The following is a 16,492-nucleotide window of genomic DNA, read 5'->3' as shown; positions in this document are numbered from 1 at the left end:
CGGAACGCCCGGCACCCGTCCCCAGGAGCACCATGTCACTCTCTCGCACAGCCCGGCTCACGACGGCAGGAGTCGTCGTCGCCGTCGGTCTGTCCTGCACGCTCGGCGCCGCCGCGGCCGCTGCAGCCCCCACCGCACCGCCTTCGAGTCCTCCGGCGTCGACCGTCTCGGTGACCGTCCCCGCTCCGGTCGTCCGGAACATCCAGACCGAGCCGAACGGCACGCAGCGCATGCTCGGCACGGCAGGTACCGACCGGGTCGAGGTCCTCGACGGCTCCTCGGTCGTCGACGCCTGGCCGGGCGGCGGCGGACTCTTCTCCATCGCCGTCGGGGCGGGGTACAAGGACACCTCGCTCACGATGGTGGCGGTCCGCACCGTCGACGGCGCACCGGTCCGGTCCGAGCCGGTCGCGCTGCCCCGCACCCTGCAGGTCGACGACGTGACCTCGAACGCCGTCGCGTTCACCCCGGGCAGGCACACCTTCTCGGGCGTCGCGCAGGTCGGCTCGACGGTCTCGGCATCGGACGCCGCCGGAGTGCCGGTCTTCTCCATCACGGTCGGGGCCTCCACCGAGCGCGGTGTCAGCGGCGCTTGGAGCGCGCCGGCCGACCTCGACGACGCCGTCCACGTGCTGACGTTCACGCAGACCGCGACGTCCGGCATCACGACGACGATCGCCGGCGTCGTGTACACGCCTGCCGACACCGGGGTGGGATCCGCGCCGTCCGTGCGCGGCGTCGACCGTGGGATCGACGGGCAGTTCATCGTCCGGGGCGATGCCGACGGTCAGGCCGTGGTGCTCCGGGGCGGGGAGGAGATCGCCGCGGCCCCGGCCGGCAGCAGCGGGGCGTTCGCGCTCATCGTCCCCGAGCAGTACCTCGGCTCGGACGTCCAGGTCGTCGCACGGTCGGACGCGGGCGACTCGGCGCCGGCCCTCGTGACGCTCGCCGCGGCGACGCAGAACGACGACATCGCCGCGCCGAGCATCCGCGACACGGTCTCCATGCCGGACGGTTCGATCATGGTCACCGGGACCAGCCAGCCCGGTGCGACCTGGATCATGGCCGGCGACCGCGTCGTCGCGGGCTACGGTGCGAACGGCGGTTTCGCGTACACGATCCCCGCTGCGGACACCGGCGAGCAGCTCGACATGGTCACGATGCAGTTCAACGAGATCTCGGAGCGCGTCCCGCTGCCCCGCCTGCTGACCGTCGACGGAGCCGCCACCCCGACGTACACGCCCGGCTCGGTCGCGTTCCACGGCACGGCCGAGACCGGGTCCACCATCACCGCGTCGACCGCGGACGACGAGTTGTTCTCGACGGCGGTCCCCGGGGCCCGTTCGACGACGGTCCACGGGGCCCGCTCGGCGGTGGGCTCCTGGTCCGCGGAGGCCGACCTCGCGTCGTCCGCGGGCTACGACATCACGTTCACCCAGACGACCGCAGACGGCCGTACCTCGGTCATGTCGGACGTCCCGTACGCGGCGACCGCGGCCGATGTCGCGCCGGTGACGGCGACCTCGCCGCGCATCGCGTCCGAGCACCGGAACGAGCTGGTGGTGTTCGCGGGCCGTGGCGAGCCGGGGCAGGAGGTCACGCTCGACCCGGGTGTCCCCGGGCTCGTCCCGGTCTCGACCGAGGTCCAGGGGAACGGGGACTGGTCGGTGCAGCGGTACCTCGGCGACGGCGCGTACGCCTTCGACATCGTGCAGACCGATGCGAGCGGTGCCACGACGAGCGCGGTCCGGGGCTTCGTCGTCAACCAGGGTGTGACCGAGCCGTTCGCGGTGACGAGCCCGGGGCGCGGCTCGGAGCACCGGTCGCAGACGGCGACCTTCGCGGGCACGGGGGCCGCTCGGAGCACGGTGACACTGCGGGTCGCGAACTTCAGCAGCGCCGACGTCGTCACCACGGTGGGGGACGACGGTCACTGGTCCGTCCCACGCTACCTCGGAGACGGCCCCTACCGCTTCGACATCGTGCAGGCGAACGCCGCGGGCGTCGAGACGGGTCGGGTGGCCGGGTACGTCGTCAACCAGCCGGCGGACGTCGACCGCGACTTCGCTGTGACCGCTCCGGTGTCCGGGACGACCTTCGCGCCGAACACGGTGCGCGAGTTCTCCGGGACCGGCTCGGCCCGTGCGACGATCACGATCGACGCGGGTGCCGGCCTCGCCTCCGTGCGCACCGTGGTGGGTGCCGACGGGTCCTGGAAGGTCGGTCGGTACCTCGGCAACGGCCCGTACACCTTCGCGGTCACCATGACCCCGGTGGACGGTGCGCCGGTCACCAGCGCTCCGATCGCGGTGACGCCCGAGGCCTGACCTCGGCGGGCGGCCCGTCACGCGGGACGGGCCGCTCGACGCACCCGGATGTCAGACGCGATTGACATCATCGAACACATGTTCGAATATGGCGCTGTGCAGACGGCAGCGGAACTCCTCGGTTCCCGCACCGCCGGGGTGGGTCCCCGCGGTGCGGGCGACCGTGCTGCGGGCGACCGTGCTGCGGGCGACCGTGCCGTGCACACCGTCGCGCCGGTCGACCACCTGGGGGAGGCGAAGGCGGCGCTCGACCGGATCACGTCCCTCCGTTCCCGGATCGCGGACATGGAGGACACCCGGGTCGACACCGGGGCGTTGCCGACCGCTCCGGCCCTCGAACCGTTGCTGCCCGGCGGTGCGATCCGGTCCGGAGCGGTGTACGGCGTCCAGGAGTCGGTCCTCCTCGCGATGACGATGCTGCAGGCGGCCTCGGCGTCCGGGTCGTGGTGCGCGGTGGTCGGGGTGCCGTCCTTCGGGATCGAGGCCGCCGCCGCGATGGGGATCGACCTCGACCGTCTCGTGCTCGTCCCCGACCCGGGTGACCAGTGGCTCGCCGTGACCGCCGCCATGGCCGACGTCGCGACGATCGTCCTGACCCGTCCGCTCGGTCGGGTCCGCCCCGGTGACGCGGCTCGGCTCGCCGCACGACTCCGACAGCGCGGGGCGGCGCTCGTGTCGCTCGGCGGCTGGCCGGGCGCCGAGACCACCCTGCGGGTGACGGCGTCCGAGTGGCGGGGGATCGGCCGTGGGCACGGGTACCTCCTGGAACGACGCGCGACCGTCACGGCGAACGGTCGCGCCGGTGCCGGGCGTCCGGTGCACGCCGAACTGCTGCTGCCGGCGGCTGACGGGACCGTGTCGTCGGCCGACCGAGGAACCCGTGCCGGCACCGTCGCTCCGGTGCGGTCCGGGACGGCACCGGCTGCCACGGCGGTGCCCACGACGGTGTCCGCGTCGGTGACCGAGGCGGTGGCCGGGGCGGTCGCCGTCGCGCAGCTCCCGGTCGCGGTGGCGTCATGAGCGCGCGCGCCGCGGGTGTCCGACCGAGCGCGGTCCCCGACGCCCCGCCGACCAGGACGATCGTGCTGTGGTGCCCCGACTGGCCGGTGATCGCGGCGTCCACGGCGACCGGTGCCGACCCCGACCGGCCGTTCGCGCTCGTCGACAAGGGCATCGTCCACTCCTGCTCCGCAGCGGCCAGGGCCGAGGGCGTGGTCCGCGGACTCCGGGTCCGCGAAGCCCAGGCGCGATGCTCGGCGCTCGTCGTCCAGCCCTACGACGACGACGCCGACCACCGGGTGTTCGAACCCGTCATCCGCGCGATCGAGGCGGCGGCCCCCGGCGTGCACGTCCTCCGCCCCGGGACCCTCGCGCTCCGCTCCCGGGGTCCGGCGCGCTACTACGGCGGCGAGCGGGCGGCGGCGATCACCCTCGCCGGGATCGCGGCCGACCACGGTGCTCCCGGTGTCGTCGTCGGCATCGCGGACACGCCGTTCGCGGCGGAGCAGGCCGCACGGATCCGGAACGCCGACGGCCGTCCCCGGATCGTGCCGACCGGAGGGTCCGCCGCGTTCCTCGACCCGTTGCCGATGTCGGTGCTCGGCCAGGACGACCTGACGATGCTGCTCGGGCGCCTGGGCATCACGACACTCGGGGAGTTCGCCGCGCTCACCGACGAGCAGGTCCGCGACCGGTTCGGTGCCGACGGCGCGTTCCTGCACCGGCTGGCGGGCGGCCGCGACCCCCGCGAGGTCTCGGCACGGGCGGTCCCACCGGACCTCGCGGTGGACGCTCCGTTCGAGCCGCCTCTCGACCGTGCGGACCAGGTGGCGTTCGCGTTCCGGCGGTCGGCGGACACGTTCACGGAGCGACTCGCCGCGGCGAAGCTGGTCGCGACGGCCATCCGGATCGAGGTCACCGACGACCACGGCGTGTGCCTCGACCGCACCTGGGCGCACCCGCGGTGGTTCGACGCCGCGGACATCGTCGACCGGGTGCGGTGGCAGTTGCAGGGTGGCACCGGGCCGACCGGCCTGGAAGCGCCTGTCGCACACGTCCGGCTCGAGGCCGAGTCGGTGGACTCCGTCGGCCACCACGAGCGCGGCCTGTGGGGATCGGGACCCGATGAGCGGGTGCACCACGGTCTCGCGCGGATCCAGGGCCTGGTCGGCCACGACGGCGTCGTGACGGCGCGGATCGGCGGCGGGCGCACCCTCGCCGAACGGGTCGTCCTCGTGCCGTGGGGCGACACCCCCGTCGGTGGCGAGCGCGCCGTCGCGGTCGCCCGAGCCCGGCCGTGGCCGGGCAAGCTCCCGGGCGCGGCTCCCGGGACCGTCCTCGACCGACCCAGACCGGTCGACGTGGTCACCGGTGCCGGGGCCTCGGTCGACGTCGACGACCGCGGCGTGCTCGTCGGCGAACCCGGGCGGTTCCGCGCCGACGGCGACCGGGGTGGGGCGTTCAGCGCGGTGACGGCGTGGGCGGGTCCCTGGCCGCTCGTGGTCCGGTGGTGGGAGTCCGGCGGGCGTCGACTCCACCGGCTCCAGCTGGTGGACGCGGAGGGGCGGGCGTGGTTCCTGGTGCTCGCCGACGGCCGATGGTGGGCAGAAGCGGTGGCGACCTGATGGGCTACAGCAACCCGCCGATCCCGTGGTCGGCGTTCGAGCGCGCACTGTCCGACCGTGGCCGCCCCGGGACCACCCCGGACGGCGACGGCGGGGACAGCCCGGCCTGGTCGCGGAAACGAGCGCCGTACTCGCCGGCACCGGTCGTCGACGCCGCGGCGGGCCCGACCGTGCCGTACGCGGAGCTGCACGCGCACTCCACCTTCAGCTTCCTCGACGGCGCGAGCCAGCCGGAGCACCTGATGGAGGAAGCTGGTCGGCTCGGACTGCACGGCCTCGCCCTGACCGACCACGACGGCCTGTACGGAGCCGCCCGGTTCGCCGAGGTCGCCGACACGTACCCGGACATCCGGACGGTCTACGGCGCCGAGCTCTCCCTCGGGCTGAGCGCACCGCAGAACGGCGTCCCGGACCCCGAGGGCACGCACCTGCTCGTGCTCGCCCGGGGGCAGGAGGGCTACCACCGCCTCGCCGGGGCGGTGACGACCGCGCACCTGGCCGCCGACGCCGAGAAGGGCCGACCACGGTACGACCTCGACGTCCTCGCGGAGCGCGCCGGAGGGCACTGGCACGTCCTGACCGGCTGTCGCAAGGGCACCGTCCGCGCGGCTCTCGAGTCCGGGGGCGAGTCGGCGGCGGAGCAGGCGTTGCGGGTGCTCCTCGACCGGTTCGGCTCCGAGCACGTGACCGTGGAGCTGACCGACCGGGGGGATCCGCTCGACAGCAGCCGGAACGACGTCCTCGCCGGCCTCGCCGACCGGTTCGGGCTCGGCGTCGTCGCGACCGGGAACGTCCACTACGCGACCCCCGACCGGTTCCGGATCGCGACCGCGATCGCCGCGGTCCGGTCGCGACGGAGCCTCGACGAACTCGACGGCTGGCTCCCGGCGGCGGACACGGCGCACCTGCGGTCGGGCGCTGAGATGCAGGCACGGTTCATCAGGTACCCGGGTGCCGTCGAGCGGAGCGTCGAGCTCGCAGACGAGCTGGGGTTCCGGCTCCGGAGCGTGTCGCCGGGGCTGCCCGCGATCGACGTCCCGGACGGGCACACGCCGATGTCGTGGCTCCGCGACCTGGTGTGGAACGGCGCGGAGCGGCTGTACCCGGGGAACGACCGCGGGGTGGACCCCGCCAAGCGGGACCGGATCGAGCGGGAGCTGGCCGTGATCGAGGAGAAGGACTTCCCGGGGTACTTCCTGATCGTCCGCGACCTCGTCCACCACGCCAGGGGCCGGGGGATCCTCTGCCAGGGCCGGGGATCCGCGGCGAACTCGGCGGTCTGCTACCTGCTCGAGATCACCGCGGTCGACTCGATCCGGTACGGCCTGCCGTTCGAGCGGTTCCTGTCGAGCATGCGCGACGAGGAACCGGACATCGACGTCGACTTCGACTCCGACCGGCGTGAAGAAGTCATCCAGTACGTCTACGCCAAGTACGGCCGGTACAACGCGGCGCAGGTCGCGAACGTGATCACGTACCGCCCGAAGTTCGCCGTGCGGGACATGGCGAAGGCGCTCGGACACTCACCGGGACAGCAGGACGCCTGGTCCAAGCAGGTCGAGCGGTGGGGGTCCGTGGTCGAGAGCGACGACCACGACATCCCGGACGCGGTGGTCGGCCTGGCTCGCGAGGTGCTCGGGTTCCCGCGGCACCTCGGCATCCACTCCGGCGGCATGGTGCTCACGGACCGTCCGGTGGGCGAGGTCGTCCCGATCGAGCACGCCCGGATGGACGGCCGGACGGTCCTGCAGTGGGACAAGGACGACTGCGCCTACATGGGCCTCGTCAAGTTCGACCTGCTCGGGCTCGGCATGCTCGCCGCCCTGCAGTACGCGTTCGACCTCGCCGCCGAGCACTGCGGGGAGCGCTGGGACATGCACTCGATGCCGAAGGAGGAGCAGGGCGTCTACGACCAACTCTGCCGTGCGGACACCGTCGGCGTGTTCCAGGTCGAGTCCCGGGCGCAGATGGGGACCCTGCCGCGGCTGCTGCCCCGACGGTTCTACGACCTGGTGATCGAGGTCGCGCTCGTCCGTCCCGGTCCGATCCAGGGCGGTGCGGTCCATCCGTACATCCGCCGACGGACAGGCGAGGAGCCGGTGACGTACCTGCACCCGTCGCTCGAACCGGTGCTCGAGCGGACGCTCGGCGTGCCGCTGTTCCAGGAGCAGCTCATGCAGATGGCGATGACGGTCGGCGGCTGCACGGGCGAGGACGCGGATCAGCTCCGCCGGGCCATGGGGTCCAAGCGGGGCCTCGTGAAGATCGAGGGGCTGAAGGACAAGCTCTACGCAGGGATGGCGGACAACGGCATCACCGGGGACGACGCCGACACGATCTACATGAAGATCCAGGCGTTCGCGAACTTCGGCTTCGCGGAGAGCCACTCGATCAGCTTCGCGCTCATCGTCTACGCGAGCGCGTGGATGCGGCTGCACTACCCCGGGGCGTTCCTCGCGGCGCTGCTCCGTGCGCAGCCGATGGGGTTCTACTCGCCGCAGTCGCTCGTCGCCGACGCCCGACGGCACGGCGTGCAGGTACGACGTCCGGACATCCTGCGGTCCGGAGTCGACGCGACGCTCGAGCCGGTCGACGAACGGACGGGAGGCGCGACCGACGACGGTCCCGCCGCCGGCGGCCCGTCAGCGGGTCGCGTCCACCTGACGGGCAGCGACAGCTGTCTCGACACCGAGCAGCCGCCGGTCGAGCCCTTCGACAAGCGCGCCCGGTTCGACACCGACGACCACCGTCGGGACGGCGGCCTCGCGGTTCGGCTCGGCCTGGCCGAGGTGAAGTCCCTCGGCCGGCGGAGTGCGGAGCGGATCGTCGCGGAACGGGACGCGAACGGCGCGTTCCGGGACATGTCGGACCTGGCGCGCCGGGTGGGGTTGTCGACCGCGCAGCTCGAGGCGCTCGCGGCCGCCGACGCCTTCACCCCGTTCGACATCGACCGCCGCGGCGGCATGTGGTCGGCTGCGCAGGCCGCCGCGGAGCGTCCGGACCAGCTCCCGGACACGCAGGTGTACGTCCAGCCGCCGCTCTTCGGGCAGCTCACGGACGGTGATGCGCTGATCGCGGACATCTGGTCGACGGGGCTCTCGACGGACGACCACCCGATCCGGCACGTGCGGGGTGCGCTGGCCCGCCGGGGTGCACTGAGCGTGGCCGACCTCGCCGTGGCGGAGACCGGACGGCGGGTCGAGGTCGGCGGCATCGTGACCCATCGTCAGCGCCCGGCGACGGCGTCCGGGATCACGTTCATGAACGTCGAGGACGAGACCGGTCTGGTCAACGTCATCTGCAGCGTCGGGATGTGGACGCGGTTCCGGCGGGTGGCCCGGGAGTCCCCGGCGCTCGTGGTGCGGGGGATCCTGGAGCGGAGTCCGGACGGTGTCGTGAACGTCGTGGCGGACCATCTGGAGCACCTGCCGCTCGCCGTCCGGACCCGGTCCCGTGACTTCCACTGACGTGCGCGGCAGCGCACCACGCGAGCAGCGCGGTCAGCGCACCACGGGGACGGTGACGGTGACCTCGAGACCTCCGGAACGCATGTTGCGGAGGTAGACCGAGCCTCCAGACCGTTCCGCGATGGCGCGCACGATGGCGAGTCCGAGGCCGGAGCCGCCCGGCGTCGTCGTGTCGGAGCGGCGTGCCGCGTCGGGGCGGGTGAACCGGTCGAAGGCGACCTCGACGAACGAATCGGGGACGCCCGGGCCGTCGTCGGTCACCTGGAGCACCCCGGTGGACGCGTCCGCGCGCCAGGTGACGAGGATCCCGCCCCCCGGTTCGAGCGCGGCGACGGCGTTGCCGGCGATGTTCGTCACGAGCTGCGCGATGCCGTTGGTGTCGAGCCGGTAGCGGGGTTCGACCGTGCCGCCGCCGATGCCCGGGCCGGAGCCGCCCACGGCGATCGGCGGGACGAGTTCGAAGTCGACGGTGATGTCCTTGACGCCGGCGATGAGCCGGACGCGGTCGACGGCGGCCATCACCTCGTCGCCGAGGTCGGTCCAGCTCGTCGTCCGGGCGTCGGCGTCGGCGTCGCTGCCGTCGCCGAGCTGGGACTCCTCGATCCGCGACAGCGTGAGGAGGTCGTTCGCGAGGCGGCTGAGGCGTGCGACGCTCTGCTTGGCGCGGTCGATGTGGCCCTCGAGCGCTCCTGCGTCGCCGGTGTCGAGCGTCGCGAGGTCGAGCTGGGTCGTGAGGATCGCGAGGGGGGTCCGGAGCTCGTGGCTCGCGTCGGACACCATCTGCCGCTCGCGCTGGGTCGCCTGGCGGGTCCTGGCGAGGAACGCGTTGAGCGTCGTCGCGAGCGAGGACAGCTCGTCGTGCACCGGCCCGACCGGCAGGACCGCCCGGTCCGAGGTGCCGCGGAGCCGTTCGGCTTCGCGCCGCATCCGGTTCACCGGCCGGAGGGCCGTCGTGGCGAGCACCCACGATGCGATCCCGAACGCGACGAGGATCACCAGGCCGGTCACCGCGAGCGTGGTGGTCAGGTTGTCGACGACGATCCGTTCCGCCTGTGCGTTCCGGGCTGCGACCACGGTCCACCGGCCGGCGGTGTTGGTGACGTGCTCGACCACGACCCGGTACTCGGAGCCGCCGACGGTGATCGAGGACGTCGACGGCCCGGCACCCGTCAGGGACCCGAGCGACCGTTCGACGCGCTCCGGCATCGTCGAGAGCTCGATCGAACCGGACGGCGAGATGACGGCGACGAGCTGGGCGTTGGCCGGCCGACGGAGGTTCGGGGCGCTGTCGACCTCGAGCGCGGCGACGTAGGGGTCGGCGTCGGCGGTCAGGAGCGTCCTCGTGGCGCTCCCCACGACCGAGATGACCTGCAGCCGCACCACGACGACGAGCAGCACGATGACGACCGCCGCGATCGCCGTGCTGCCGAGCGTGATCCGGGCTCGGAGGGAGAGGAGCCGGAGGGCTCGCACCGGGTCAGGAGCCGATCGTGTCGAGGCGGTACCCGCGGCCGCGGACCGTCGTGATCGCGACCGAGGCGTCCTGGGCGGAGAGCTTCTTGCGGAGGTACGAGATGTACTGCTCGACCACGTTGGGGTCGACGTGCTGGCTGCCGTCCCAGACCTCCTCGAGGATCTTCGGACGGTCCACCACGGAGCCGGCGGACCGGGCGAGCAGCCGGAGCAGTGCGAACTCGGTGGGGCTCATCGCGACGCGCTGCCCGCGGACGGCGACCCGGCGGGCCTCGGAGTCGATCGCGACGTCGGCGACCTCGATCGTCCGGGGTGCCCCTGCGGACTCGCGGCGGCCGAGCGCCCGGAGTCGTGCGGTGAGCTCCGCGAACGCGAACGGCTTGGTGAGGTAGTCGTCGGCGCCGGCGTCGAGTCCGTAGACGCGGTCATCGACGGCGTCGCGCGCGGTGACCAGGAGGATGCGCATGGGGTCCTCGCGCTCGCGGATCCGTCGGCTCAGCTCGAACCCGGACATGCCGGGCATCATGACGTCGACGACGGCCAGGTCGAAGGACTGCTCGCCGAGCGCGATGAGTGCCTCGACCCCGTTCTCGACCGCCGTGACGCGGTACCCCTCTGCGGCGAGACCGCGCTCCATGAGGGCGCGCATCTCGTCATCGTCCTCGACCACCAGCAATCGCATGTCGGACCTCCCGGGACCATCGTGGCACCCCGGACCCCGGATGACCCGCTCACGACCCGGTGTGGCTGAACACGACCACAGCGTGCGCGGAGCGGGCCCGTTGCGCGAGGGGGCCGACGGCAATTGTGATCGCGCCTGCTGTTGCTACGATTCCCGAGGGGTTGCCCGAACCCGAGACACCTCGTCGGCGAGCGCGTGCGTCCGGTGGCGATCCGGTGGTCGTCGAGGGCGGACTCGGGTCGACGAGCACTGGGGGAGACGACGCATGACCGACGACACGGCAGCGCAGCACGTGGATCGGGCCGACGAGGACCGGCACGAGCACGGGCATCCGGCCCTGGAACGCATCCACACTGAGTTCGCCGCGGCACGGCTCGGCATCGCTCAGATCGGCACGATGACGGACGACGTCCACCGTGATCGGCTCGTCCGGTCGATCCGCACCGAGCTGCCGGACGTCGCGAGCCGATCGGCCCATGAGGTCGGCGGCACGGCCGTGCTCGCCGAGATCCACCGGTTCGCGCACCTCGCTGGCGGGGCCGACCCCGGTGCGGGGCGGACCGGTGCGGAACCCGTCGACCGGCTCGCCGCGGTGCTCTGGGACGCGATCCTGGCCGATGCGACCGAGGCGGTCCGCGCGACCTGCCCGGTCCACGCGAGCTGCTGAGGGCCGTCGCCCGACACTCACGCGCCGTCGCCCGACACTCACGCGCCGTCGCCCGTCGCCCACGCGCTGTCGCCCGTCGCCCACGCGCTGTCGCTCAGGCACCGTCGCCGAGCAACTCCTCCCGCACCCGCCGGATGTCCTCCAGCAGCGACCCGATGAGGATCCAGTGGCGCTCGTTCGGCTGGAGCACGGTGATCGGCGTCGTGAGCGCCGGCCCGTCCGCCGCCGGCCCGTCCGCCGCCGATCCACCTGCCGCAGATCCACCTGCCGCAGGGCGGGGCGCGATCGAGGACACCTCGACCTGCGTGGCGAGCGTCCGGACGTCGACCGCGATCCGCGCGACCTCGGTGGCGATCCGTCCGATCAGGTGATCCTCGACGAGGTCCGGCGTCGCGTTGTCCCGGATGCCGCGCGTCATGCCGATCACCCGGGTGACGAGCACGCCGAGGTGCCGCGCCACCACGACGTCCCGCTCGAGGATCGTCCGGTGGCGACCCCGCCTCGGGTTCATCGTGAGGCTCTCGCTCGCGGTGGTGAGTGCGGCCTCCGCCCTGGCCTGGGTCGCCCGGAGCGTCCGGGCCGTGTCGAGGACCCGGTCCCACTCCGCCGTGTCGTCCCCCCGGGTGAGGCCGACCGCGATCCGCTCGAACGCCGCCGCGGTGTCCCGGGCCAGGCGCGAGACGGCGAGGTGCGCTGGCTGCAGGGCCACCGGAGGCACGATGAGGGCGTTCACGGCGAGGGCGATGAGTGCACCGATCACGGTCTCGATGATCCGGTCGAGCGCGTAGTGCGGGGTCGTCGCCCCCGTGGACAGGACGAGCATCGCGCTGATCGGGATCTGCGTCGACGACGTCGGAGTGAGCCGGAGTGCCCAGGCGAGGACGATCGCCAGGACGATGACGAGCAGCACGATCCACGTCGAGTCGCCGAGCACCACGTGGACGGCGGTCGCGAGCAGCACGCCCACCACGACGCCGGCGCTCCGCTCGATGCCCCGCACGAACGACTGGTTCACGCTCGGCTGGACGACGAGCAGCGCGGCGATCGCGGCGAAGATCGGGTACTCGGTGCCGATGGCGACGGTGGAGACCCCCCACGCCGCGATGACGGCGACCGCGGTCTTGACGACCTGCAGGAACGGGATCCTGGTCGACTGGCGGAGGCGCGCGACCGGGTTCACGGATCCAGGGTAACGACGCGCGGTGTGTCGGCACCGCTCCCGCCCGCCTCGCCGAGCCGGGCCACTTGGCGACGAATCGTCGCGGACACGGTTGACTGTGTCCGTGTGGCCCAACCATGAGCGGGTGATCCCGGAAGCCTTCGTCGGCTCCGGGGCCGTCGTCGTGGCTGCTCGTCCCCATTCGGTCGAGCCGTCCGGGAACGGCTACCTCTACGGCTACGAGGTCGACACGGTGGACCAGCAGGGCCAGCGGTCGACCGTCCTCACCTACGTCGACACCGGCGGCGCGCACGACCAGAACTCGGCCGTCGTCACCGATCCGCTGACGGGTTCGCCGGTGAGCGTGTGGGCCTACCCGAACGACCCGGGACTGCCGGTGCTCGCGCAGGTGACCTACCGCGACGCCGTCGCCGAGCTCCTCACCACGCTCGGGATGCCCGTGACGAACCCGACCCTGACCGTGGCCGCCTACCGGCCGGGCAAGCGGGCGGTCGTCCGGGTGGACTCGCCGGAGGGCACGCTGTTCCTCAAGGTCGTGCGCCCGCACCGCGTCGGTCCGATCGTCCGCACGCACTCCCAGTTCGTCGCCGCCGGGCTGCCGGTGCCGCGCGTGCTCTCGAGCCGCGGCGACGGCCTGCTGGTGCTCGAGCGCATCCGGGGCGTGCCGGCGGGCAGCCGCATCCTCGACATCGCCGACGACCCGCGGTTCGTGGCGTCGCTCACCGCGCTGACCGGGCGGATCGCGTCGGTCCCCGTGACGCAGCAGGCGCGTGCGGACGCGATGGACCACGCGGACTGGCACCGGCGGACGCTCGCCGCGGCGCTCCCACGGGACGCGGCCGAGATCGATCGCCTGTACGACGCGATCGGACGCAGGTCCATCGGCTGGAACAACGCCGAACGGCAGGTCGTGCACGGCGACCTGCACCTCGAGCAGATCTTCGTCGACGAGCAGGAGCCGTGGCGGATCACCGGCATGCTCGACATCGACACCGCGGGGTGGGGGCAGCCGGTCCGGGACGTCGGGGCGGTCGTCGCGCACCTCGTCGTCACGGGGCTCTGGCACCGGTCCCGCGGTGACGTCGACCGCGGGGCCGCCGCGGAGCGCCTGGCCGACGCGATCGCGAGGGACTGGGTCCGCCGGAACCGCGGTGCGGCGGAGCGCATCGGGCCTGCGATCGGCTCGCAGTTGCTCGCGCACGCCGGCGGGCAGGCGACGACCGGGTCACCGACCGGGATCGCGACGGCGGAGCAGCTCCTCGCCGCGACGCGCGCCGCGCTCTCCGAGCCGGCGCCGACGCTGCCGTCCGCCGGACTCCGGCCCCGGTCGGCTCCGGGCGGGACCCGCTGACGGACGCCTGCGACGGGGCGGCCGGACCCCGTGCCTCCCGGTCGTCCTCCGGTCCGGGACCGGACTGGAGGCGCGGTCCGACCCCGTCCCGTCGCCACCGGCCGCCGCGCCACGCGCGGGTGCGCCGTGCGTGGTGGACGGACGAGCGCTGCAGTAGACTGACAGGGCACGCGCCGCACGTGCTCGCGCTGGCAGGTCCGTCTTCTGCCGCAAGTGCAGCGCACGGAACGGATCCGCGATCGCCCGACACTCGTCCGGCATCGCGCGCGTGTGACAGTTCAGCAAGGGGCACCGACCATGGTCCCTGCCGACCGGGTCACCCGGGCGGGCGCCGTCCCGGGCGTCCCCGTCCGGCACGACGCCGCGTCGGTCGGGGCATGACGGTGCCACGACGCGTCGGGCCGGGGTGCATGCACCCGCGGTCCGGGTCGGGCCATCGTGGCTCGGCGCGCGAGTGCCCTGGTCCCGCAGGGGCCGCGCACCACGACCGGCAGCAGCCGGAGGATTCCCGCCCACCGGGCGGACAGGAGGAACGACGTTGGCTCGATCAGGCACCAGGCGTGCGGCCGGTGGTCGCAGTGCCGGCGGCACCCGCGCGGGATCCCGTGCGGCCGGAGGCACGGGCACCGCATCCCGACGCACCCGTTCCGTCGACAACGACGGGCTGATCCCCGTCCTGGCGCGAGCGGTGCGCGAGGTCGAGGCGGCGGCCCAGCGCGGGGTCCTCCGTCCGACCAACCGCACGAAGTTCCAGGCCGTGGCCCTCCTCATGCGCGAGGAGCGGGCCCGCGTCAAGGTCGACGCCACCCTCACCGACGCGCAGCGTGCCGAACAGCTCAAGCGACTCGACGGCGTCGCGACGATCCTCGCCAAGACCGCCGCCCGGGACACGAGCGTCATCCAGCTCCTCGGCGAGGACGCGACGGTCCCGGAGGCCACCCGCACCGTCAAGCGGGACATGATGATCGCCGGCGGCATGGAGATGGCGCCGGAGGACCTCGTGATCGCGACCGAGCCGCCCGCCGTCGTCGAGACCCAGGAGCGCGCGGTCGTACCGCAGGCCATCGTGTCGCGGCAGTTGGCGAACCCGTTCCTCCCGCCGGACTTCTCGCTCGCGGACGCCCCGGTCGCACATCCGCGACGCCTGGCGAACTGGGAGCTCTTCGGGCCGCTGTTCAAGTCGTTCGAGTACGGCGCCGGCGGCGGACCCGCGTCGATGCCGCTCCCGGAGCCGACGAACCTCCGGAGTCCTGCCGGATCGACCCTCATGAAGCACCAGGCCGAGCTCATCGGTGCGGCCGCCCAGGGGCACCGGACATTCCTGCTCGCCGACGAACCGGGGCTCGGCAAGACGGCGCAGTCGTTGCTCGCCGCCGACGCCGCGGGTGCCTTCCCGTTGCTCGTCGTCGTCCCGAACGTGGTCAAGACGAACTGGGCGCGCGAGGCCGCGCTGTGGGTGCCGAACCGCACGGCGAGCGTCCTCCACGGCGACGGGGACGACCTCGACGGCTTCGCGGACATCATCATCGTGAACTACGAGATCCTCGACCGGCACGTCGGCTGGCTCGGGTCGCTCGGGTTCCGGGGCATGGTCGTCGACGAAGCGCACTTCATCAAGAACAAGGACTCGCAGCGCTCCCGGTTCGTCCTGCAGCTCGCCGAACGGATCCGGGACCGGGTGTCCTCGCCGCTCCTGATGGCCCTCACCGGGACGCCGCTCATCAACTCCGTCGAGGACTTCCGCACCATCTGGCAGTTCCTCGGGTGGATCGACGACAAGAAGCCCCGCGCCCAGCTCATGAACGAGCTCGAGGACATCGGCCTGACGCCGGCGGAACCCGGGTTCTTCACCGAGGCCCGCCGTGCCGTGATCGACATGGGCATCGTCCGCCGCCGCAAGGTCGACGTCGCCGCGGACATCCCGGCCCGCCGGATCGCGGACATCCCGGTCGAGCTCGACGGCGACGAAGGCCGCTCGATCCGCGACGCCGAACGGGAGCTCACCGCCAAGCTCGTGCAGCGGTACCACACCGCGCTCGCGAACCGCACGGGTCAGGCTCCGGTCGAGGGCATCGACCTCGGGCTCGTCCGACAGGTCGCCCGTTGGGAGCTCGAGGACCAGGACGCCTCGCCGACCGGGGAGAACGTCTTCTCGATGGTGCGCCGCATCGGCCGTGCCAAGGCCCAGCTCGCCGCGGACTACGCGGCGCAGCTCGCCGCGAACGTCGGCAAGGTGGTGTTCTTCGCGAAGCACCTCGACGTGATGGACCAGGCGGAGGAGGTCTTCGCGCGTCGGGGCCTCCGGACCGCGACGGTCCGCGGGGACCAGACCGCGGTCGCGCGCACGGCGCAGATCGACTCGTTCGTGAACGACCCCGACGTCGCCGTCATCGTCTGCTCGCTCACGGCGGCGGGCGTCGGCCTCAACCTGCAGGTCGCGTCGAACGTCGTGCTCGCGGAGCTGTCCTGGACGAGCGCCGAGCAGACGCAGGCGATCGACCGGGTGCACCGCATCGGGCAGGAGGAGCCGGTCACCGCGTGGCGGATCATCGCCGCGCAGACCATCGACACCAAGATCGCGGAGCTCATCGACAGCAAGGCGAGCCTCGCGGCCCGGGCTCTCGACGGGTCCGACGAGGAGATCGTCGACTCGGGGGACATCCAGCTCGACGCGATGGCGGCGATGCTGCTCGAGGCGCTGGAGTCCGAGTAGCCCCGGGG

Annotated in this window: 10 protein-coding genes; 7 read left to right on the top strand and 3 right to left on the bottom strand. The window is 73.0% G+C overall.

What is annotated here, in order from left to right:
• Positions 1–32: 32 nt before the first annotated feature.
• The 4 genes from ACO0E0_RS08545 to ACO0E0_RS08530 all read left to right on the top strand — a co-directional run bounded on the left by ACO0E0_RS08545 (position 33) and on the right by ACO0E0_RS08530 (position 8,418).
• Positions 33–2,327 (top strand): hypothetical protein, encoded by a 2,295-nt coding sequence (locus ACO0E0_RS08545; protein WP_422870988.1) that lies wholly within the window; start codon positions 33–35, stop codon positions 2,325–2,327.
• 78 nt (positions 2,328–2,405) lie between these two features.
• Positions 2,406–3,347 (top strand): hypothetical protein, encoded by a 942-nt coding sequence (locus tag ACO0E0_RS08540; RefSeq protein ID WP_422870987.1) that lies wholly within the window; start codon positions 2,406–2,408, stop codon positions 3,345–3,347.
• The gene (locus ACO0E0_RS08535) at positions 3,344–4,951 is read left to right on the top strand and encodes a DNA polymerase Y family protein (protein ID WP_422870986.1); all 1,608 of its coding nucleotides are present in this window, start codon (positions 3,344–3,346) and stop codon (positions 4,949–4,951) included. Before ACO0E0_RS08540 ends, ACO0E0_RS08535 begins: the two co-directional genes overlap by 4 nt.
• Complete coding sequence (locus ACO0E0_RS08530; RefSeq protein WP_422871269.1) at positions 4,951–8,418, top strand: error-prone DNA polymerase; 3,468 nt, start codon at positions 4,951–4,953, stop codon at positions 8,416–8,418. The genes ACO0E0_RS08535 and ACO0E0_RS08530 overlap by 1 nt, the downstream gene beginning before the upstream one ends.
• A gap of 33 nt (positions 8,419–8,451) precedes the next feature.
• Here ACO0E0_RS08530 and ACO0E0_RS08525 read toward each other — a convergent pair whose 3' ends face one another.
• Both ACO0E0_RS08525 and ACO0E0_RS08520 read right to left on the bottom strand, forming a co-directional pair.
• The gene (locus tag ACO0E0_RS08525; RefSeq protein ID WP_422870985.1) at positions 8,452–9,891 is read right to left on the bottom strand and encodes a sensor histidine kinase; all 1,440 of its coding nucleotides are present in this window, start codon (positions 9,889–9,891) and stop codon (positions 8,452–8,454) included.
• A gap of 4 nt (positions 9,892–9,895) precedes the next feature.
• On the bottom strand, positions 9,896–10,573 hold the full coding sequence (locus ACO0E0_RS08520; RefSeq protein ID WP_422870984.1) for a response regulator transcription factor: 678 nt from the start codon (positions 10,571–10,573) through the stop codon (positions 9,896–9,898).
• Between the two features lie 265 nt (positions 10,574–10,838).
• On the opposite strand from ACO0E0_RS08520, the gene ACO0E0_RS08515 reads away from it, so the two are divergent.
• Entirely contained in the window at positions 10,839–11,240 is a 402-nt protein-coding gene (locus ACO0E0_RS08515) for a hypothetical protein (protein ID WP_422870983.1), read from the top strand.
• Between the two features lie 94 nt (positions 11,241–11,334).
• On the opposite strand, the gene ACO0E0_RS08510 is transcribed toward ACO0E0_RS08515, so the two are convergent.
• Entirely contained in the window at positions 11,335–12,420 is a 1,086-nt protein-coding gene (locus ACO0E0_RS08510) for an FUSC family protein (protein WP_422870982.1), read from the bottom strand.
• Between the two features lie 124 nt (positions 12,421–12,544).
• Between ACO0E0_RS08510 and ACO0E0_RS08505 the strand changes: the two genes are divergently transcribed.
• Together ACO0E0_RS08505 and ACO0E0_RS08500 are read left to right on the top strand one after the other, a co-directional pair.
• Positions 12,545–13,771, top strand: coding sequence for an aminoglycoside phosphotransferase family protein (locus tag ACO0E0_RS08505; RefSeq protein ID WP_422870981.1), 1,227 nt, complete (start codon positions 12,545–12,547; stop codon positions 13,769–13,771).
• A 538-nt stretch (positions 13,772–14,309) separates the two neighbouring features.
• On the top strand, positions 14,310–16,484 hold the full coding sequence (locus ACO0E0_RS08500) for a DEAD/DEAH box helicase (RefSeq protein WP_422870980.1): 2,175 nt from the start codon (positions 14,310–14,312) through the stop codon (positions 16,482–16,484).
• Positions 16,485–16,492: the final 8 nt, after the last annotated feature.

The organism is Curtobacterium phyllosphaerae, from assembly GCF_049341865.1.
In the GTDB taxonomy this organism is placed as follows: Bacteria; Actinomycetota; Actinomycetes; order Actinomycetales; family Microbacteriaceae; genus Curtobacterium; species Curtobacterium phyllosphaerae.
The sequence above is the reverse complement of the archived record's forward strand: the minus strand, read 5'-3'. Positions and strand labels throughout refer to the sequence as shown.